This is a genomic window from Xanthomonas sp. WHRI 7064 (genome assembly GCF_040202355.2).
GTDB classification, from domain to species: domain Bacteria; phylum Pseudomonadota; class Gammaproteobacteria; order Xanthomonadales; family Xanthomonadaceae; genus Xanthomonas; species Xanthomonas arboricola.
This window is the reverse complement of record NZ_CP167821.1, coordinates 4,732,028-4,752,529: the sequence shown is the minus strand read 5'-3', so window position 1 is coordinate 4,752,529 and position 20,502 is coordinate 4,732,028. Positions and strand designations below refer to the sequence as shown.

11 protein-coding genes, 2 tRNA genes, 3 rRNA genes and 2 other RNA genes are annotated in these 20,502 nt (G+C 62.4%); 13 read left to right on the top strand and 5 right to left on the bottom strand.

All coding sequences use genetic code 11. From position 1 onward, the window contains the following. Positions 1-43: 43 nt before the first annotated feature. Together ABQY74_RS20195 and bphP are read left to right on the top strand one after the other, a co-directional pair. Complete coding sequence (locus ABQY74_RS20195; RefSeq protein ID WP_047126570.1) at positions 44-637, top strand: biliverdin-producing heme oxygenase; 594 nt, start codon at positions 44-46, stop codon at positions 635-637. Further along, positions 634-2,535, top strand: a complete 1,902-nt coding sequence (gene bphP, locus ABQY74_RS20190) for a bacteriophytochrome BphP (RefSeq protein ID WP_184230799.1) — start codon at positions 634-636, stop codon at positions 2,533-2,535. Before ABQY74_RS20195 ends, bphP begins: the two co-directional genes overlap by 4 nt. Positions 2,536-2,574: 39 nt before the next feature. Here the strand turns inward: bphP and ABQY74_RS20185 are convergent. Continuing rightward, a non-coding RNA gene (locus ABQY74_RS20185) (sX9 sRNA) lies at positions 2,575-2,649 on the bottom strand. Positions 2,650-2,710: 61 nt separating this feature from the next. Further along, positions 2,711-3,886 (bottom strand): benzoate/H(+) symporter BenE family transporter, encoded by a 1,176-nt coding sequence (locus ABQY74_RS20180; protein WP_104560842.1) that lies wholly within the window; start codon positions 3,884-3,886, stop codon positions 2,711-2,713. 813 nt (positions 3,887-4,699) lie between these two features. Between ABQY74_RS20180 and ABQY74_RS20175 the strand changes: the two genes are divergently transcribed. From ABQY74_RS20175 to ABQY74_RS20140, 8 genes are all read left to right on the top strand, one after another. Then, positions 4,700-6,246: ribosomal RNA gene (locus ABQY74_RS20175) — 16S ribosomal RNA — on the top strand. A gap of 92 nt (positions 6,247-6,338) precedes the next feature. Beyond that, positions 6,339-6,414: transfer RNA gene (locus tag ABQY74_RS20170), tRNA-Ala, on the top strand. A gap of 19 nt (positions 6,415-6,433) precedes the next feature. Continuing rightward, positions 6,434-6,510: transfer RNA gene (locus ABQY74_RS20165), tRNA-Ile, on the top strand. A 227-nt stretch (positions 6,511-6,737) separates the two neighbouring features. Then, a 23S ribosomal RNA gene (locus ABQY74_RS20160) occupies positions 6,738-9,618 on the top strand. A 112-nt stretch (positions 9,619-9,730) separates the two neighbouring features. Further along, a 5S ribosomal RNA gene (rrf, locus tag ABQY74_RS20155) occupies positions 9,731-9,845 on the top strand. The 16S, 23S and 5S rRNA genes sit together here with 2 tRNA genes alongside, the layout of an rRNA operon. Before the next feature lie 314 nt (positions 9,846-10,159). Continuing rightward, positions 10,160-10,975: a bifunctional DNA-formamidopyrimidine glycosylase/DNA-(apurinic or apyrimidinic site) lyase gene (mutM, locus tag ABQY74_RS20150; protein ID WP_349794683.1), complete on the top strand. Its 816-nt coding sequence runs from the start codon at positions 10,160-10,162 to the stop codon at positions 10,973-10,975. A gap of 184 nt (positions 10,976-11,159) precedes the next feature. Further along, complete coding sequence (locus tag ABQY74_RS20145) at positions 11,160-12,263, top strand: DUF4380 domain-containing protein (protein WP_349794694.1); 1,104 nt, start codon at positions 11,160-11,162, stop codon at positions 12,261-12,263. 68 nt (positions 12,264-12,331) lie between these two features. Beyond that, positions 12,332-13,933, top strand: a complete 1,602-nt coding sequence (locus ABQY74_RS20140; RefSeq protein WP_047127789.1) for a glucan biosynthesis protein — start codon at positions 12,332-12,334, stop codon at positions 13,931-13,933. Between the two features lie 150 nt (positions 13,934-14,083). Here the strand turns inward: ABQY74_RS20140 and ABQY74_RS20135 are convergent, their stop codons facing one another. Together ABQY74_RS20135 and ABQY74_RS20130 are read right to left on the bottom strand one after the other, a co-directional pair. Continuing rightward, positions 14,084-15,328 (bottom strand): GAF domain-containing sensor histidine kinase, encoded by a 1,245-nt coding sequence (locus ABQY74_RS20135; RefSeq protein ID WP_024937659.1) that lies wholly within the window; start codon positions 15,326-15,328, stop codon positions 14,084-14,086. Positions 15,329-15,850: 522 nt separating this feature from the next. Further along, complete coding sequence (locus ABQY74_RS20130) at positions 15,851-16,486, bottom strand: thymidine kinase (protein WP_039527659.1); 636 nt, start codon at positions 16,484-16,486, stop codon at positions 15,851-15,853. Positions 16,487-16,599: 113 nt separating this feature from the next. Between ABQY74_RS20130 and rep the strand changes: the two genes are divergently transcribed. Both rep and ABQY74_RS20120 read left to right on the top strand, forming a co-directional pair. After that, positions 16,600-18,576, top strand: coding sequence for a DNA helicase Rep (rep, locus tag ABQY74_RS20125; protein ID WP_024937657.1), 1,977 nt, complete (start codon positions 16,600-16,602; stop codon positions 18,574-18,576). Positions 18,577-18,639: 63 nt separating this feature from the next. Continuing rightward, positions 18,640-19,230 (top strand): GNAT family N-acetyltransferase, encoded by a 591-nt coding sequence (locus ABQY74_RS20120; protein ID WP_104644593.1) that lies wholly within the window; start codon positions 18,640-18,642, stop codon positions 19,228-19,230. Between the two features lie 4 nt (positions 19,231-19,234). On the opposite strand, the gene ABQY74_RS20115 is transcribed toward ABQY74_RS20120, so the two are convergent. After that, a non-coding RNA gene (locus ABQY74_RS20115) (sX9 sRNA) lies at positions 19,235-19,310 on the bottom strand. A gap of 75 nt (positions 19,311-19,385) precedes the next feature. On the opposite strand from ABQY74_RS20115, the gene ABQY74_RS20110 reads away from it, so the two are divergent. After that, on the top strand, positions 19,386-20,420 hold the full coding sequence (locus ABQY74_RS20110; protein WP_349794679.1) for a DUF4272 domain-containing protein: 1,035 nt from the start codon (positions 19,386-19,388) through the stop codon (positions 20,418-20,420). Positions 20,421-20,502: the final 82 nt, after the last annotated feature.

Sequence of the window (20,502 nt, the reverse complement as noted above, 5' to 3'; positions counted from 1 at the left end):
CTAGGCTGGTGTCCTCCGTGCTGCGGCACCGCCTCGACTCCCTATGTGTCCTGACACCCTGGCTGTTCCGCCCTCGGCCGCGCTCGTGCTGCGCCATGCCACGCAGGACACCCACCGCCTGGTCGAAACGGTTCCGCTGATGCAGGCGCTGGGGCAGGGGCAGGTCGATCGCGCTGCCTACGCGCTGATCCTGCGTCGGCACCATGCGCTGCTGGCCGGCTTCGAAGCGCAACTGAGCGACTGGCTCAGCACCCTGATCGGCACTGGCTGGCAGTACCGCCGCCGCGTCCCGGCCCTGCGCGAGGACCTGCACACGCTCGGGCAGCCGCCGCAGGCGCCCATCGCGGCGCCTGCCGCCGGCAACGATGCCGCGCGCTGGGGCATGCTCTACGTCATCGAAGGCTCGCAACTCGGCGGGCGAATGATCGCGCGCACCTTGCGCAAGCAGCAGCCTGCGCTGGCTGATGCCTTGCGCTATTTCGAACTGGCCAACGACGATCCGGCCGGCTGGCGCCGTTTCCAGGCCGTGCTCGACCAACGCCTGGACACCTCTTCCGCGCGCGCGTCCGCCATCGACGGTGCGCAGCGCATGTTCGCCCACTTCCATACCTGTCTTGCAGCGGAGCCGCGCCCGTGAATCAGCCCACCGAACCCCTGGATATGGATGTCTGTGCGCGTGAGCCGATCCATATCCCCGGCCTGATCCAGCCATACGGCGTGCTGCTGGTGATCGAGCCGGCCGACGGCCGCATCGTGCAGGCCAGCACCACCGCCGCCGACCTGCTCGGCGTGCCGCTGGCCGAGCTGCTGGGCATGGTCTATACCCACGTGCTGGAACTGCCCGGCGAGCAGCCGTTTGCGGTGGAGGACCAGGCGCAGCACCTGCTGCATGCCGACGTGCGTTTTCCCCTGCGTGCAGCACCCACCGACCACCCCTGGGTGGCCGCCTGGCATCTGTATCCGGAGCAGTGGCTGGTGGAAATCGAGCCGCGCGATGCACGCCTGATGGACGTCACCCTGCGCGAAGCGCTGCCGCTGCTGCGCAGCATCGAGCGCGATCCCGGCATCGCCGAAGCCGCCGTGCGCGCCGCCAAGGGGCTGCGCAGCATGATCGGCTTCGACCGGGTGATGGTGTACCGCTTCGACGAAGAGTGGAACGGCGACGTCATCGCCGAAGCGCGCCAGCCCGAGCTGGACGCCTATCTCGGCCTGCATTACCCAGCCACCGACATCCCGGCCCAGGCGCGCGCGCTGTACCTGCGCAACCGCGTCCGCCAGATTGCCGACGTCGGCTATCGGGCCTCGCCGATCGAACCCACGCTGCATCCGCGCCTGGGCACCCCGGTGGACCTGAGCGATGTCAGCCTGCGCAGCGTCTCGCCGGTGCATCTGGAATACCTGGCCAACATGGGCGTGACCGCCACGCTGGTGTCCTCGATCGTCGTCAACGATGCGCTGTGGGGGCTGATCGCCTGCCACCACTACAGCCCGCACTTCACCAGCCACGCCATGCGTGATGCCACCGATGCGGTGACCCGCGCGCTGGCCGGGCGCATCGGCGGATTGCAGGCGGTGGCGCGTGCGCATATGGAATCGGTGCTGCTCACCGTGCGCGAGAAGCTGATCACCGACTTCAATGACGCCGACCAGATGACCGTGGAAATGCTCGCCGACATGGCGCCCGACCTGATGGACGTGGTCGACGCCGACGGCGTGGCGATCTTCCATGGCGGCGAGATCAGCCGGCATGGCAGCACCCCGGACGCGGCCGCGCTGCGCCGCATCCGCGACCACATTGAATCCGAACACCACGATGCCCTGCGCGAAGACGCGGTCGGCGCCCTGCATGTGGATGCGATCGGCGAGGTGTTCCCCGAGCTGGCCGACCTCGCCCCGCTGGCCGCCGGTTTCATCTTCGTGCCGCTGATGCCGCAGTCGCGCAGCGCCTTGCTGTGGACCCGCCGCGAGCAGGTGCAGCAGGTCAAATGGGCCGGCAATCCGCAGCTGGCCAAGCTGCAGGACATTCCCAATTCGCGCTTGTCGCCACGCAAGAGCTTCGACCTCTGGCAGGAAACCGTGCGCGGTCGCGCGCGGCGCTGGTCGCCGCTGCACCTGGAATCGGCGCGCAGCCTGCGCGTGCTGATCGAACTGATGGAGCGCAAGCGCTTCCAGCAGGATTTCACCTTGCTCGAAGCCTCGCTCTCGCGCCTGCGCGATGGTGTGGCCATCATCGAACGCGGCACCGCGGACGCGCACCGGCTGATGTTCGTCAATCCGGCCTTCGCAGAACTCAGCCAGACCGAAGTGGCCGACCTGATCGGTTGCGACATCCTGTCCCTGCTGGCCAGCGATGCCGCCCCGTCCAAGGTGGAGCTGCTCGAAGACGCGCTGCGGCAAGGGCGCGCCGCCTATGTCACCCTGCCGCTGCGCTCGCAGGGCGGCGCGCTGGTCTACCGTCAGTTCCATCTCGAACCGCTGCCCAGCCCCAATGGCGTCACCGCCCACTGGCTGCTGCAGCTACGCGACCCGGAATAAGCGCGGCCCGCAACCGAATCGTCTGCCGCGGCCAGGAGTGGCTGGCGAAGCGGAGCCCGCAGTCGCCAGCGGGGTGCGGACGGCGCGGAAGAAGCGCAGTGTCGAGTGGTTCACGCCGGTTCCGTGCACCGGCCGCGCCCGCCTGGCGGTGCGCGCCGTCGTTCTGATCGCTGCCCTAGGCCCGCGGTCGCAACACCAGCAAGGTGATCGTCCCGGCCACCAGGCCCCAGAACGAGGCGCCGATCCCGCCCAGCGTCAGTCCCGATGCGGTCACCAGAAAGGTGATCAAGGCCGCTTCGCGCTCGCTGTCCTGCTGCAATGCAGCCGCCAGGCTGTTGCCGATCGTGCCCAGCAAGGCGATCCCGGCGATGGCCATCACCAGCTCGCGCGGGAAGGCGGCAAACACCGCCGCCACGGTCGCGCCGAACACGCCGATCAGCACATAGAACACGCCCGCGCTCACCGCAGCGGTGTAACGCCGCGCCGGATCCTCGTGCGCTTCGCGGCCCATGCAGATCGCCGCAGTGATGGCCGCCAGGTTCAAGGCATAGCCGCCGAACGGTGCCAGCAGCGTATTGACCACCCCGATCCAGCCGATCGTCGGCGAGATCGGTACCGCGTAGCCGGAAGCGCGGATCACCGCCACGCCCGGCACGTTCTGCGAGGCCATGGTGACCACGAACAACGGAATCGCCAGCCCGAACAACGCCGCCCACGACAACGACGGCACCACCAGCACCGGCCGGGCCAGTTCAAGCTGCACGCTCTTCCACTGCATCAACCCGCTGCCGGCCGCAATCGCCACGCCGACCAGCAAGGTCGCGATCACTGCATAGCGCGCAAACCAGCGCCGCCCGGCCAGATAGGCCGCCAGCATCGCCAGCGCCAGCCACACCTGGCTCTGCATCGCCACGAACAGGTCCAGCCCGAAACGCAACAACACCCCAGCCAACATGCCCGAGGCCAGCGAGATCGGAATGCGCCGGATCGCCTTCTCAAACAAGCCCGAGAAGCCGGCCAGCATGCCAAGCACCGCCGCCAGCACAAACGCGCCGACTGCCTCGCGCAACGGCACCCCGGCCGCACTGCCGATCAGCATGGCCGCACCCGGCGTGGACCATGCCGTTACCACCGGCACCCGGTAGCGCAGCGACAGCCCGATGCAGGTCACGCCCATGCCGATGCCGAGCGCCCACATCCACGAGGCGATCTGCGCCTGATCCGCTCCCAGGTGACGCGCCGCTTCGAACACGATCACCGCAGAACTGGCAAAGCCCACCAGCACGGTGACGAAGCCCGCAGCAATCGCAGGCAGGGACAGATCGCGAAGCAGGCTGCGTAAGGGAGACATTGGAGCTCTCTATCTAGTGCATGCATTCTTACCGAGCACGCCGGTGATCGATAGCGCAGCACCTCGCGTGGTCGGCTCTCTATCGACGCTCTTGTTGTCCTGCCTGGAAAGCATGACGTCGCTGCAATGCGGACACATGGTCCTATGACCCTGATAGAGAGAGCAGGCCGGATACACCGAAAAGTGCGTGGAATCAGGCCTGGCGCATGGGCGCAATGACGCCCGTGTCATGCCAGTGTCAAAAAGTGCTTGCACTTCTGCACAGTCTCGATAAACTGCGCGGCCTCGCTCAGGACGGCGGCGCTTCTCGAAGCATCGCAACAACGAACGGGGCGAATCGGAAACATCACAAGGTGTTGACGAAACGGAAAAGCCGGCTATGATGGGCGGCTCGCTACACGGAAAGACGCTACGGCGGATTGAAGTGCAGCGGCGGCAACTTCCTCTTCACGAGGGGTTGACGAAGATGAAAAGCCTGCTAATATGGCCGGCTCGCTTCGCAGAAAACCTTCGGGTCGAAACGAAGCAGCGTCAACCACCTCGAAATGAGGTGTTGACGGCAAGAAAAAGTCCGCTATAATGGGCGGCTCGCTTCGACGGAAACGACGAAGCTGACGGGAACGGCGCTGAGGCCACTTCCCAATGTTCTTTGACAGTGTGCGCAGGTAATTTGTGCGGACGCCTGCAGGAAGGATGATTGTCCATCTTGCAGACGTTTAATCAAAATGCAACATATTAATTGCTTTGCAAGCGATAAGTTGCCAGTGGTTGAACTTCTGCAGCTAAAGTAATTTGCCTTCGGGCATGTAATTTTAAGTGAAGAGTTTGATCCTGGCTCAGAGTGAACGCTGGCGGCAGGCCTAACACATGCAAGTCGAACGGCAGCACAGTAAGAGCTTGCTCTTATGGGTGGCGAGTGGCGGACGGGTGAGGAATACATCGGAATCTACTCTTTCGTGGGGGATAACGTAGGGAAACTTACGCTAATACCGCATACGACCTAAGGGTGAAAGCGGAGGACCTTCGGGCTTCGCGCGATTGAATGAGCCGATGTCGGATTAGCTAGTTGGCGGGGTAAAGGCCCACCAAGGCGACGATCCGTAGCTGGTCTGAGAGGATGATCAGCCACACTGGAACTGAGACACGGTCCAGACTCCTACGGGAGGCAGCAGTGGGGAATATTGGACAATGGGCGCAAGCCTGATCCAGCCATGCCGCGTGGGTGAAGAAGGCCTTCGGGTTGTAAAGCCCTTTTGTTGGGAAAGAAAAGCAGTCGGTTAATACCCGATTGTTCTGACGGTACCCAAAGAATAAGCACCGGCTAACTTCGTGCCAGCAGCCGCGGTAATACGAAGGGTGCAAGCGTTACTCGGAATTACTGGGCGTAAAGCGTGCGTAGGTGGTGGTTTAAGTCTGTTGTGAAAGCCCTGGGCTCAACCTGGGAATTGCAGTGGATACTGGGTCACTAGAGTGTGGTAGAGGGTAGCGGAATTCCCGGTGTAGCAGTGAAATGCGTAGAGATCGGGAGGAACATCCGTGGCGAAGGCGGCTACCTGGACCAACACTGACACTGAGGCACGAAAGCGTGGGGAGCAAACAGGATTAGATACCCTGGTAGTCCACGCCCTAAACGATGCGAACTGGATGTTGGGTGCAATTTGGCACGCAGTATCGAAGCTAACGCGTTAAGTTCGCCGCCTGGGGAGTACGGTCGCAAGACTGAAACTCAAAGGAATTGACGGGGGCCCGCACAAGCGGTGGAGTATGTGGTTTAATTCGATGCAACGCGAAGAACCTTACCTGGTCTTGACATCCACGGAACTTTCCAGAGATGGATTGGTGCCTTCGGGAACCGTGAGACAGGTGCTGCATGGCTGTCGTCAGCTCGTGTCGTGAGATGTTGGGTTAAGTCCCGCAACGAGCGCAACCCTTGTCCTTAGTTGCCAGCACGTAATGGTGGGAACTCTAAGGAGACCGCCGGTGACAAACCGGAGGAAGGTGGGGATGACGTCAAGTCATCATGGCCCTTACGACCAGGGCTACACACGTACTACAATGGTAGGGACAGAGGGCTGCAAACCCGCGAGGGTAAGCCAATCCCAGAAACCCTATCTCAGTCCGGATTGGAGTCTGCAACTCGACTCCATGAAGTCGGAATCGCTAGTAATCGCAGATCAGCATTGCTGCGGTGAATACGTTCCCGGGCCTTGTACACACCGCCCGTCACACCATGGGAGTTTGTTGCACCAGAAGCAGGTAGCTTAACCTTCGGGAGGGCGCTTGCCACGGTGTGGCCGATGACTGGGGTGAAGTCGTAACAAGGTAGCCGTATCGGAAGGTGCGGCTGGATCACCTCCTTTTGAGCATGACGTCATCGTCTTGCGGGCGTCCTCACAAATTACCTGCATTCAGAGATTCATACCGGCACAGGTCGGTATGCGAAGTCCCTTTTGGGGCCTTAGCTCAGCTGGGAGAGCACCTGCTTTGCAAGCAGGGGGTCGTCGGTTCGATCCCGACAGGCTCCACCATATTGAGTGAAAAGACTTCGGGTCTGTAGCTCAGGTGGTTAGAGCGCACCCCTGATAAGGGTGAGGTCGGTAGTTCGAGTCTACCCAGACCCACCACTCTGAATGTAGTGCACACTTAAGAATTTATATGGATCAGCGTTGAGGCTGATACATGTTCTTTTATAACTTGTGACGTAGCGAGCGTTTGAGATATCTATCTAAACGTGTCGTTGAGGCTAAGGCGGGGACTTCGAGTCCCTAAATAATTGAGTCGTATGTTCGCGTTGGTGGCTTTGTACCCCACACAACACGGCATGTAACTCCGAGGCAACTTGGGGTTATATGGTCAAGCGAATAAGCGCACACGGTGGATGCCTAGGCGGTCAGAGGCGATGAAGGACGTGGTAGCCTGCGAAAAGTGTCGGGGAGCTGGCAACAAGCTTTGATCCGGCAATATCCGAATGGGGAAACCCACTGCTTCGGCAGTATCCTGCAGTGAATTCATAGCTGCTGGAAGCGAACCCGGTGAACTGAAATATCTAAGTAACCGGAGGAAAAGAAATCAACCGAGATTCCCTAAGTAGTGACGAGCGAACGGGGAGCAGCCCTTAAGCTGGAATGGCTTTAGAAAAACAATCTGGAAAGATTGGCCATAGAAGGTGATAGCCCTGTATTTAAAAGGGCCACTCCAGTGAAGACGAGTAGGGCGGGGCACGTGAAACCCTGTCTGAATATGGGGGGACCATCCTCCAAGGCTAAATACTCCTGACCGACCGATAGTGAACCAGTACCGTGAGGGAAAGGCGAAAAGAACCCCGGAGAGGGGAGTGAAATAGATCCTGAAACCGTGTGCGTACAAGCAGTAGGAGCTCGCAAGAGTGACTGCGTACCTTTTGTATAATGGGTCAGCGACTTACTGTTCGTGGCAAGCTTAACCGTATAGGGGAGGCGAAGGGAAACCGAGTCTGATAAGGGCGCATAGTCGCGGGCAGTAGACCCGAAACCGGGTGATCTAGTCATGGCCAGGGTGAAGGTGCCGTAACAGGTACTGGAGGCCCGAACCCACGTCTGTTGCAAAAGACGGGGATGAGCTGTGATTAGGAGTGAAAAGCTAATCGAACCCGGAGATAGCTGGTTCTCCTCGAAAGCTATTTAGGTAGCGCCTCGGACGAATACTACTGGGGGTAGAGCACTGTTATGGCTAGGGGGTCATCGCGACTTACCAAACCATTGCAAACTCCGAATACCAGTACGTACTATCCGGGAGACACACGGCGGGTGCTAACGTCCGTCGTGAAAAGGGAAACAACCCAGACCCACAGCTAAGGTCCCAAATTCACTGCTAAGTGGAAAACGATGTGGAAAGGCATAGACAGCCAGGAGGTTGGCTTAGAAGCAGCCACCCTTTAAAGAAAGCGTAATAGCTCACTGGTCGAGTCGGTCTGCGCGGAAGATTTAACGGGGCTAAGCAGTGAACCGAAGCTTGGGGTGCATAAAACTTGTTTTATGCGCGGTAGAGGAGCGTTCCGTAAGCCTGCGAAGGTGGATTGAGAAGTCTGCTGGAGGTATCGGAAGTGCGAATGCTGACATGAGTAACGATAATGCGGGTGAAAAGCCCGCACGCCGAAAGCCCAAGGTTTCCTTGCGCAACGTTAATCGACGCAGGGTTAGTCGGTCCCTAAGGCGAGGGCGAAAGCCGTAGTCGATGGGAAGCAGGTTAATATTCCTGCACCTCGCGTGAGTGCGATGGAGGGACGGAGAAGGTTAGGTGTACCGGGCGTTGGTTGTCCCGGGGAAAGGCGGTAGGTTTGGATCTTTGGCAAATCCGGGATCCTTTAAGACCGAGCACCGAGACGAGCCTTTATGGCGAAGTCACTGATACCACGCTTCCAGGAAAAGCTCCTAAGCTTCAGCTCACGAAGACCGTACCGTAAACCGACACAGGTGGGTAGGATGAGAATTCTCAGGCGCTTGAGAGAACTCGGGTGAAGGAACTAGGCAACATGGCACCGTAACTTCGGGAGAAGGTGCACCCTTTTTGGTGGCTCATGCGAGCTATAGCTGAAGAGGGTCGCAGAAACCAGGCCGCTGCGACTGTTTATCAAAAACACAGCACTCTGCAAACACGAAAGTGGACGTATAGGGTGTGACGCCTGCCCGGTGCTGGAAGGTTAATTGATGGGGTCAGCCGCAAGGCGAAGCTCTTGATCGAAGCCCCAGTAAACGGCGGCCGTAACTATAACGGTCCTAAGGTAGCGAAATTCCTTGTCGGGTAAGTTCCGACCTGCACGAATGGCGTAACGACAGCGGCGCTGTCTCCACCCGAGACTCAGTGAAATTGAAATCGCTGTGAAGATGCAGCGTTCCCGTGGCAAGACGGAAAGACCCCGTGAACCTTTACTATAGCTTTACACTGAACGTTGAGTTCGTCTGTGTAGGATAGGTGGGAGGCTATGAAACTGTGGCGCTAGCTGCAGTGGAGCCATCCTTGAAATACCACCCTGTCGTGCTTGACGTTCTAACCTAGATCCGTTATCCGGATCAGGGACCGTGTATGGTGGGTAGTTTGACTGGGGCGGTCTCCTCCTAAAGAGTAACGGAGGAGCACGAAGGTACGCTCAGCGCGGTCGGACATCGCGCACTGTGTGCAAAGGCATAAGCGTGCTTGACTGCAAGATCGACGGATCAAGCAGGTACGAAAGTAGGTCTTAGTGATCCGGTGGTTCTGTATGGAAGGGCCATCGCTCAACGGATAAAAGGTACTCCGGGGATAACAGGCTGATACCGCCCAAGAGTTCATATCGACGGCGGTGTTTGGCACCTCGATGTCGGCTCATCACATCCTGGGGCTGTAGTCGGTCCCAAGGGTATGGCTGTTCGCCATTTAAAGTGGTACGCGAGCTGGGTTCAGAACGTCGTGAGACAGTTCGGTCCCTATCTGCCATGGGCGTTGGAAGTTTGAGAGGGGCTGCTCCTAGTACGAGAGGACCGGAGTGGACGAACCTCTGGTGTTCCGGTTGTCACGCCAGTGGCATTGCCGGGTAGCTATGTTCGGAAGCGATAACCGCTGAAAGCATCTAAGCGGGAAGCGCGCCTCAAGATGAGACTTCCCGGGGCACAAGCCCCCTAAAGGAACCATATAGACTATGTGGTTGATAGGTCAGGTGTGTAAGTACAGCAATGTATTGAGCTAACTGATACTAATGATCCGTGCGGCTTGACCATATAACCTCAAGTTGCCTTGGTCCCAACGAACGTTGGTAGATCACCAAACGCAAGCTACGTCACAAGTTACCTATGCGAGACGAGCGCTATCAAGCGCTGCTCCAACCGTCTCCCTGGTGAAATTAGCGCTGTGGAACCACCCGATCCCATCCCGAACTCGGAAGTGAAACGCAGCTGCGCCGATGGTAGTGTGGCTCAAGCCATGCGAGAGTAGGTCATCGCCAGGGGCTTTACCCGAAACCCTCAGTCCAATAGGACTGAGGGTTTCTTTTTGTGCGAAATTTAAGCCAACTGGCCAAAGCCAAAGCCAAAGCCGAAGTCAAAGCCAAAGCCAAAGCCAAAGCCAAAGCCAAAGGCAAAGCCAAAGGCAAAGCCAAAGGCAAAGGCAAAGGCAAAGGTCCGAATCTCACCACGGCATTCGGACGCTCTAGGCGCAATCGAGCACCGTAACGAGACTGGGGCGACGAGCTGGATTTACTGCCGTTGGCCACCATATTGATCCGTGCCGGCGTACCGCCGGCCTGGACGATTGGAGACCTGCATGCCCGAGCTGCCCGAAGTCGAAACCACTTTGCGTGGCCTGGCTCCGCATCTGGTTGGCCAACGCATCCATGGCGTCATCCTGCGACGCCCCGACCTGCGCTGGCCCATTCCCGAGCAGATCGAGCGCTTGTTGCCCGGTGCGACCATCACCGATGTGCGTCGCCGGGCCAAATACCTGTTGATCGATACAGATGCCGGCGGCAGCGCGCTGATGCATCTTGGAATGTCCGGAAGCCTGCGCGTCTTACCCGGCGATACCCCGCCGCGGGCGCACGATCACGTGGATATCAGCCTGGAAAATGGCCGTGTCCTGCGCTTCAACGATCCGCGTCGGTTTGGTTGCCTGTTGTGGCAGAGCGATGCACACGTGCACGATCTGCTGGCGGCACTCGGCCCGGAACCCTTATCGGATGCATTTACTGGCGATTATCTGCATGCATTGGCGCATGGCCGGCGCGCGGCAGTGAAAACCTTTCTGATGGATCAGGCGGTCGTCGTCGGCGTGGGGAATATCTATGCGGCAGAAAGCCTGCATCGCGCCGGAATCAGCCCATTACGCGAAGCGGGCAAAGTGTCGTTGGACCGTTACCGGCGTCTGGCCACGGCAGTGAAAGACATCCTCGGTTACGCCATCCAGCGCGGCGGAACCACGCTGCGCGATTTCATCAGCCCGGACGGGGCGCCCGGTTACTTCGAGCAGGAACTCACGGTGTATGGGCGCGAGGGTGAAACCTGCAAGCAGTGTGGACGTGTGTTGAAACACGCCACGATCGGGCAACGTGCGACGGTGTGGTGCAGCAGTTGCCAACGTTGAACGCCCGCCAGGTGACCCACGCTGATTGAAACACCAGCCTCCAGTTCTGCGTCAGCTACGACAGCTGGCGAGTCGCCCTCGGGTAACAGCAAACGGCGCGCTTGGAGCCACAGTGGCCAATTGCTTGATGGTGCGTTGCCGTGCATCGCGCCACAATCGTGACGTCCTGCGATTGGAGTCGTCCATGCCTGCCTCACTGCGCTACTTTATGCCGATCATGCTTGTGGGTGCATCAGCGTTGCCGCTGGCAACAGGCGCATACGCGGATGAGCTTGCGTCCAGCACCAAACCTGCAGTTGAGCGCATCCAGTTGCACAACGGAGTTGTTGAACTCAGTGCTACGCCCGCGTTCGGTGGGCGCGTGCTGTCCTTCAATTTGCGTGGACACCCCAACGTGTTGAAGACGGGTGAGGCGGTTGATCAGCAGCCCGTGCCAGAAGTGTCCGCGACCGCAGGCGATATCCCGTACCTCGGCCACGATGTCTGGGTAGGGCCGCAGAGTCAGTGGTGGGTGCATCAACAGGTCAACCCGACACGCAAGGCGGCCACCGCGGTCTGGCCACCGGATCCGTATCTGTCGTTGGCAACCACACGTGCAGTCACACGTAGTGGCGATCACCTGATCCTGGAAGGCGTGCCAAGTCCGGTCACCGGCGTGCAGCTACGCAAGCGCGTGGCTCTTGCATCCACGCGTGCCGATACCGTGGAGGTGGAAGCAATCGCTCGGAATATTCGCGAGGAGCCGATCGCCTGGGATCTATGGTTCAACACGCGGGTCGCGGCGGACACGCGTGTATTCGTACCGGTGGCCAATGCAGCTGATATCCGTGTTCAGCCGCCGACCGAGGCCGGCACGGTTGCGCCGACCTACCGGCATCAAGGCGGCGTGTTTGCATTGCGTGCCGATGCACGCCAGGACGGGCTGATTCAGCGCGGCAAGGTGTTGTTGCAGCCTTCGGCAGGCTGGATGGCGGGCTTTGCGGGCGACCAGGTGCTGGTGATCCGCTTTGCGCACCAGTCGCTGTCCGCGATCCATCCGGAGCAAGGGCAGGTGGAGCTGTATCTGGACGCGCCGCCGCAGCATCCCGAGCGCGGACTGCTGGAAATGGAAGTGCACGCACCGTACCGGCAGCTGGCGCCGGGCGAGCGCATGCAGGCAAACGAGCAGTGGACCTTGCTGCGCTACAGCGGACCCGACGCGCAGCAGGCGCAACAACAGTTCCTGTGCAGCAAGGCTAAGGAGCTGCAACTGACCAATGCGTGCGCGCCTTCGTCTCAGGCGCCCTGACCTCCGCATTCACCTCCGTGCCGAGCTGTGGCTATGATGGCGGCCATTCCCTGAGCAGACCGATGCGCATGCAACGACGCCACTTCCTGAAGAATGCCGCCGCCGCACTGGCCGCGCTCGGTTTGCCGGCGCTGCCACAGTGGGCGTTGGCGGCCAAGGCCGTTGGACTGCGTCGCTTGGGACAGCCGCAGCCGTTCGACTATGGCTGGCTCAAGGGGCAGGCGCGTGCGTTGGCCACGGCGCCTTACAAGAGCCATAAGCAGCTGCTTCCCGGGTCGCTGGAAGCATTGAACTGGGATCAATACCAGTCGATCCGCTACCGCCAGGACCATGCACTATGGGCCGACGGCAACGGCAAGTTCCAGGCGAAGTTCTTCCATCTGGGGCTGTATTTCCATACCCCTGTGCATATCTACGACATCGTCGACGGCCAGGCGCAGCAACTGGCCTACGACCCGGCGGCGTTCGATTACGGCAGCAGCGGGCTGGGCGGCAAGCAGTTGCCCAAGGACCTGGGCTTTGCCGGGTTCCGTCTCAACACGCGCAAGGACACCGATCGCGATTTCTCGGCCTTCCTGGGCGCGAGCTATTTCCGTGCGGTCGGCAAGGAAGGCCAGTACGGGCAGTCGGCGCGCGGGCTGGCCATCGATACCGGTACCGGCGGGCCGGAGGAGTTCCCGGACTTTATCGCCTATTACCTGGAACAGCCTGCCGACGATTCGAACACCGTGGTGGTGTACGGGCTGCTGGACTCGCCCAGCGTTGCCGGTGCGTATCGCTTTGCCATCACCAATGGCGAGGTGCTGGTGATGGAGATCGACAGCGCGCTCTATCCGCGCAAGACCATCGAGCGATTGGGGATCGGTCCGTGCACCAGCATGTATCAGGTCGGCGAAAACGATCGCCGCATGGACTGGGACTGGCGGCCGGAAATCCATGACACCGACGGCCTGGCGATGTGGACCGGCGGCGGCGAGTGGATCTGGCGGCCGTTGTGCAACCCGCCGCAGCTGCGCTTCAACATGTTCGTCGATGAGAATCCGCGCGGATTCGGCCTGTTGCAGCGCGATCGCAACTTCGACCATTACCAGGACGACGGCGTGTTCTACGAGAAGCGGCCCTGCCTGTGGGTGGAACCCAAGAACGGCTGGGGCAAGGGCTCGGTGCAGTTGGTCGAGATCCCGACCATGGACGAGACCTTCGACAACATCGTGGCGTTCTGGAATCCGCAGGACAAGCCGCAGCCGGGGCAAGAGTTGCTGATGGGGTACCGGTTGTATTGGGGCGCCCATCCGCCGGCCAGCTCGCCGCTGGCGCATTGCGTGGCCACGCGCACCGGCCTGGGCGGCATCGTCGGGCAGAAGCGCAGCCATTTCTCGTGGCGGTTTGCGGTGGATTTTGCCGGGGGCGAACTGGCTGCGTTGGCCAAGGACCCGAAAGCCAAGGTCGAGGCCATCCTCCAGGTGTCGCGTGGCAGCACCGAGATCGTGTCGGCGCGTCCGCTGCATGAGCTCAAGGGCTATCGGGCGATGTTCGACCTGGTACCGCCGGATGACAGCACCCGGCAGATCGATATCCGCCTGTTCCTGCGCGCCAACGGCAAGCCGCTGACCGAGACCTGGCTGTACCAGTGGACGCCGCCACCGGCGAGCGAGCGCAAGGTCTACTAGCGCACAGGTACATCGCGCGACCGATACGAGACGCGATTGGCAGGCAGGTGCGGATGGCGCAGTGACGACAGGCCGCCGATTTCGAATGTCGAGCGCGGCTGCGTTGCAGCCGCACAGTCGCGGCTGCGGCGCCCAGGCGCCGCCTCGGACTCAGGCCGACGTCGAGCTGTTGACCAACTGCATGCGCGCACGCGGGCGCACGCAGGCCAGGTCCACCCGGAAGCAGGTGCCGTCCTTGCCGCTGAGAATGCGCAGTTCGCCTTGATGGGCCCGGGCGATCTGGGCGGCCATGTGCAGGCCCAGATCCACTTCGGGCAAGGCGCGTCCGCCGGTGTGCACATGGGTGGAGGCCTGCAGCACGTCGAGCCGGCGTGGATCGATCCCGTCCAGATTGCAGACCTCGATGCGCAGGCGGCCCTGCTCGGTGACCGCGACCGCCTTGATCAGCGAACTCTGTTGCCCCTGCACCACGGCGTTGATCATCAGGCTGCCGAACATCTGCGCCAGGCGCACCGCGTCGCCATGCACCGGCTCGTCGATGGCCACATGCGTGGACAGCACCTGGTTCGGATACGCGGCGCGGGTTTCATCGACAACCTGCGACAAGGCATCGAGCAGATCGCTGCCGTTGCCGTAGTCCAGTTGCAGCCAGTCGCGTTCGATACCGCGCGCGAAATCGTTGGCGAAGTCGATCAGTTCTTCCATGCGCCGCAGGCTGCGCTGCATCGACCGGATCGCGCCGCCCTGGCGCTGGTTAAGCGGGTCGATTGCCAGCATGTCCACCACCGCATGCATGGACTGCAGCGGGTTGCGCAGATCGTGGCCAAGGATGCCGATGAATTCTTCGCGCAGGCGCGCAGAGGCGCCGATACGTCCCAGTTCGCTGCGTGCGCGCCGCGATTCCTGCGCGCTCTCTTCGGCGCGTTGTTCGGCCTGGATCTGCGCTGCTAGCAGTTGCGCCAGCAGCTCGACCTTTTCCACCATCGGCGCGTCCATGACGCGCGGCAACGGGTCCAGCGCGCACAAGGTGCCGAACACGCTGCCGTCGTCAAACTTGATCGGCACCGACACATAGCTCTCGAAGCCGTACAGCCGCGGCGTGGGGTGGTCGCGGAAGACCGGGTGCTCGGAGGCATGGCCGAACCACAACGCGTTGCCCTGGGTACGCACGCTGTCGCAGAAAGTGGTGACCAGGGGCAGCTCGTCGCCGGGCGCCAGGCCGAACGACAGCTCGTCGCGGACCTGGCAGGTGATCCAGCGCGTATCGGTCACGCGCGCAACAGCCGCGAACCCCATGCCGGTCAGACGGGTGAGAATGGTCAGGACATCCGGGACCGACGATAGCCGGCCAACACGCGCGATATCTGCGCGTAACTCGGGAGGAAGCGGACCCATGAATTGCCTCCCGACAAGTGGATGGTCGCCAGTTTACAGGACTGTGGTTGCGCCTGGTTGCGCGCGGATCGCTGCAACGGCACCGCAACGATACGCCTGTTGATGTGTAGCGGAAATACAGCGGCGATCGAATGCCTGCAGGGGTTTATCGACGCATCACACGTGCATACCGGAGCAGCGCGTCAACGGCATTTCGGCTGAATTCTTCAGCCAGTTACCACGGCGGTTTACCTGCCCGATGGCGGGCAAATACCCGGCGCGGCAAGGCCGAATCATCCAGGAAGTGGCGTGTCGCGATCCGCGCATCAAGACCATCTGGCGGGATCGGGTCATGGCCGCCGCACAAGGACGGTATCTGTGCGTGGGCAAGGCTTCGTCGGGTGCGCAACCGCTTCGGCATGACGATGCCATTCTCACTGGGCGACATGCCGATGCCCGGTTTCGTAGAAGATCGGCATTGCCCGCGGCAGGCGACATTCTCGGCGTCGCGCTGCACCTCAGTCAGCGCGATGCCGTGGAGCGTTACGCGCCCGCCGGCGGCAGCGGCAGCGCGATCTGCAGCGGGTCGATGCGGCCTTCGCCACGCATGATCTTCTTGAACTCGGCGCGGCTGACCGACACGTAGCGCTCGTTGCCGCCGATCTCCACCTGCGGGCCGTCCTGCACCGCGTGGCCTTGTGCATCCACGCGCACGGTCATGGTGGCCTTGCTGCCGCTGTGGCAGATGGTCTTGATCTCCTCCAGCTCGTCGGCCCATGCCAGCAGGAACTGGCTGCCCTCGAACAGCTCGCCGCGGAAGTCGGTCCGCAGGCCGTAGCACAGCACCGGAATGCGCAGGCGGTCGACCACCTCGCTCAACTGCCAGACCTGGCCACGGTTGAGGAACTGCGCCTCGTCCACCAGCACGCAATGCAGCGCGCCTTCGGCCTGGATGTCGCGTTCGATCAGTTGCTGCAACTCGGTGCCGCGATCGAAGGTGCGCCCGTCCGCGCGCAGGCCGATCCGCGAGGCCACCACGCCGCTGCCGGCGCGGTGATCGAGCTTGGGCGTGAGGATCAAGGTGCGCATGCCGCGTTCGCGGTAGTTGTGCGCCGACTGCAGCAAGGTGGTGGTCTTGCCGGCATTCATTGCCGAGTAGTAGAAGTAGAGCTTGGCCATTGGTGGATTTTACCGGGCCGGGCGGCCGGCGGTGACAGCCATCTGCATGAACCGGCGGCGCAGGCCTGCCTGGCGCGGCGCCGGTACAATGGCCTGCTCTGTTGGAAGCCTCTATGCACGGTCTCAATCCCCCGCAAAGCGCCGCAGTGCTGCACTGCGAAGGTCCCTTGTTGGTGCTGGCCGGTGCCGGCAGCGGCAAGACGCGCGTGATCGTGGAGAAGATCGCGCACCTGATCGCCACCGGCCGCTATCCGGCCAAGCGCATCGCCGCGATCACCTTCACCAACAAGTCGGCCAAGGAAATGCGCGAGCGTGTGGCCAAGCGCATCCGTGGCGATGGCGCCGATGGCCTGACCATCTGTACCTTCCACGCGCTGGGGCTGAAGTTCCTGCAGATCGAGCACGCCGCTGCCGGCTTGAAGCGCGGCTTTTCGATCTTCGATTCCGACGATGCCGCCGCCCAGATCAAGGACCTGATGCACGGCGCCAAGCCCGATGCGATCGAAGATGCCAAGAACCTGATCTCGCGCGCCAAGAACGCCGGCCTGTCGCCCGAACAGGCGATGGCGGCGGCACGCAGCAATCGCGAAAAGGAAGCCGCCAGCCTGTACGAGCGCTACCAGGCGCGGCTGACCACCTTCAACGCGGTGGACTTCGACGACTTGATCCGCCTGCCGGTGCAGATCCTGGAGGCCAACGAAGAGATCGTGATGGGCTGGCGCGAGCGCATCGGCTACCTGCTGGTGGACGAGTGCCAGGACACCAACGATGCGCAGTACCGGCTGCTGAAAATGCTGGCCGGCCCGCGCGGCAACTTCACCTGCGTGGGCGACGACGATCAGAGCATCTACGCCTGGCGCGGTGCCAATCCGGAAAACCTGCAGCAGATGGGCCGCGATTATCCGGCGCTGGAAATCATCAAGCTGGAACAGAATTACCGCTGCTCCAACCGCGTGCTGCGTGCGGCCAATGCCTTGATCGCGCACAACCCGCACGAGCACTTGAAGACCCTGTGGAGCGATCAGGCCGATGGTGAGCGCATCCGCGTGTGGGAATGCCGCGACAGCGAGCACGAAGCGGAAAAGGTCGCCGCCGAGATCTCGTTCCTGGGTACCGCCAAGCAGGTGCCGTGGAGCGATTTCTGCATCCTGTTCCGCGGCAATTTTCAATCGCGGCCGCTGGAAAAGGCGCTGCAGCTGCTGCGCGTGCCGTATCACCTGACCGGTGGCACCGCGTTTCTGGAGCGGCAGGAAGTCAAGGACGTGCTGTCGTGGTTGCGGCTGATCGTCAACCCCGAAGATGACGCGGCGTTTTTGCGTGCCGTGCAGTCGCCCAAGCGCGAGGTCGGTGCGACCTCGCTGGCGCGGCTGGCCGAGCTTGCCAGTGCGAAGTCGGTGCCGATGTCGCGCGCGGCCGAGTCGATGGGTGCGCTGCAGCACCTGCCGCCGCGTGCGGCCAACGGCCTGAGTGCGTTCACCGATATCCTGCGCGATATGCGCGAGCATTCGGCCAGGCTGCCGGCGGGGGAGCTGGTACGCATGCTTGCCGACAAATCCGGCCTGCTCAACGACCTGCGCAATCAGTCCAAGGACGAAACCGGCTTCCAGCGCCGCAAGCGCAATCTGGACGAGCTGGCCGAGTGGTTCGAAGGCGGCCCGCGTGGTGCAAGTGCCAGCGATCTGGCCGCGCAGCTGGCGTTGTTGTCGCGCAACGACAAGGACGATGGCGGCAACCAGGTACGCATGATGACCATGCACGCGTCCAAGGGCCTGGAATTCCGTTATGTGTTCATCGTCGGCTGCGAGGACGGCGTGCTGCCGCATGAAGTGAGCCTGGAAGAAGGCAACCTGCAGGAAGAGCGCCGGCTGCTGTATGTGGGTATCACCCGCGCCAAGGAGCAGCTGTGGATGAGCCATAGCAAATTGACGCGCAAGTTCGGCGAGCATGTGCGGCTCAAGCCCAGCCGCTTCTTCGACGAGATCCCGGCCGAAGAATTGCAGCGCGACGGCGCCGACCCGGTGGCCGATGCCGAGCGCAAGAAGGAGCGCGCCAGTGCGGGCTTGGCAGCGATCCAGGCGTTGTTCGACTAGCGGTTGTTGCGTACCGCGCAGGCTTGCCAGCGACCCGCCTGCACGGCAGTCTGGTTTGCCCTGATGCCGGAGTGCGCCGTGACTGTCGTGATCGAAACCCCGCGTTTGCGCCTGCGGACATTGGATCCCGAGCGCGATGCCGACGCAGTGCTGACGCTGGTCAACGACCCCGGCTTCATCGCCGGCATCAACGACCGCGGTGTGCGCACCCGCGAGCAGGCGCGTGATCATCTGCGTGAGTGGGCGCAGGCGCACCAGGAAAAATACGGCTTTGCGCACTGGGCGGTGGAGACGCGCGCCGAAGGGGCATTTGCCGGCACATTGGGGTTGTTGCGCCGCGATACCTTGCCGGTGCCGCATATCGGCTTTGCACTGCTGCCCGAGTATCGCGGCAAGGGCTATGTCAGCGAGGCCGGGCGCGCAGTGCTGGACCATGCGCGCGATGTGCTGGGGTTGCCGCAGCTGTGCGCGATCGTGTCGCCGGACAATGCCGATTCGATTCGCGCGCTGGAAAAACTCGGATTGCAGCGGCAAGGCCTGCGCGTGTTGAGCCAGGAGGACCATCCGGTGCTGTATTACACGATCGCGCTCGCTCCGGCCGACATGGACAGCCGGGCAGGCCTGCGGCACCCTGGCGGCGACTCTCACCGCTGAACGCGGCCGACACAACGCAGCAAACAGTCGTCAGCTTGGCGGGGACCGCGCGCAGGCACTTCGGTGGACGAACGGCGCAGCGACTCCGCACCGCACCGCACCTGCCTGGCGATAAGCGCCGTCGTTGTGTCCGTCGCCCCAACAAGGACACTTGCATGCCATTGCTGGTCAACGCCTATTCCACGCTGCGCGAGCCGTTGTGGCCGGATTTCCTGCCGCGCGCCGCCGTGCAGTACCGCGATCACGCCGATCCGGAATTGGCCACGCATCTGCATGGCTTCGTCGGCTACGTGAATCAGGCCGGCGACGGCCAGATGACCCAGCCGCGCTATCACCTGATGCGGCATGTGCAGCGTGTGCGCCAGCATTTCACCTTCGAGGTCGACGATGCGGCCTTCGGGGAATTGGCGCAGTGGGCCGAGCAGGCCAACGCAGTGTGTTTCCTGGCCGACGGTAGCGTGCGTGATCCGCACGGGCGGGTGCTGATCAGCCAGGGCGAGCCGGCGATCGATGAGCAGGCGCAGGTGCCGTATCCGCCGGATGCCTTGCAGCGGCGTGCGCAGCAACTTGCGCAGCTGACCGCGCAAGGCATCCGCGTGCCACCCAGCCTGCCGCCGGTGCCTGGCGAGGCCGAGGCGCGGGTGCGCGATGCGGCGGCGGTGACGCAGCGCATGCTGGCGTTGTTTGCGGTGGCCTTGCGCGCGGAGATGCTGGCCGCCGGCGATACGCCACCCGCGTTGGAAGCGATGGACACCCGCCTGCCCGGTGTGGTGGCGGCACTGTCGCCGCAGGAGCGCGCCTTTTTTGCCCAGCCTGCGCCGGAGCCGCAGCAGCTCGCCAACTTCGGCTGGCGCTACGAGAGCCTGGCCGTGCTGCAGTGGGCCCTGGGACTGGCCGAGGCGCTGCCGGAGCCGACCAGCCTGTGCGATGTGCCCCTGGCCGCCCAGCGCGCGCTGGAGCATGCCGAAGCCGCGACGCGCCCGTCGCTGACGCTACGACCGGTGCCCGAGCTGCTGGATGCGCTGGACCGGCACTTGCGCCTGCATTGGGCGGTGCGCCAGGCCGGCCAGAGCGAGCGACCGCCACCGGCCGGCATCGTGCCGGGCGTGGTCTACGAGCGTCACTACACCCTCAACTGGCTGCTGCACTTCGAAGACGCCGACTGGGACGAGGTGGATACGCCGACGTAAGCGGGCCGGCCGCAGGTTGCGCCGTTACTGCGCGGCAAGCGCGTCGTCTGGCGGTTTGGCTGGTCGTTGCGCGCTTCGCGCC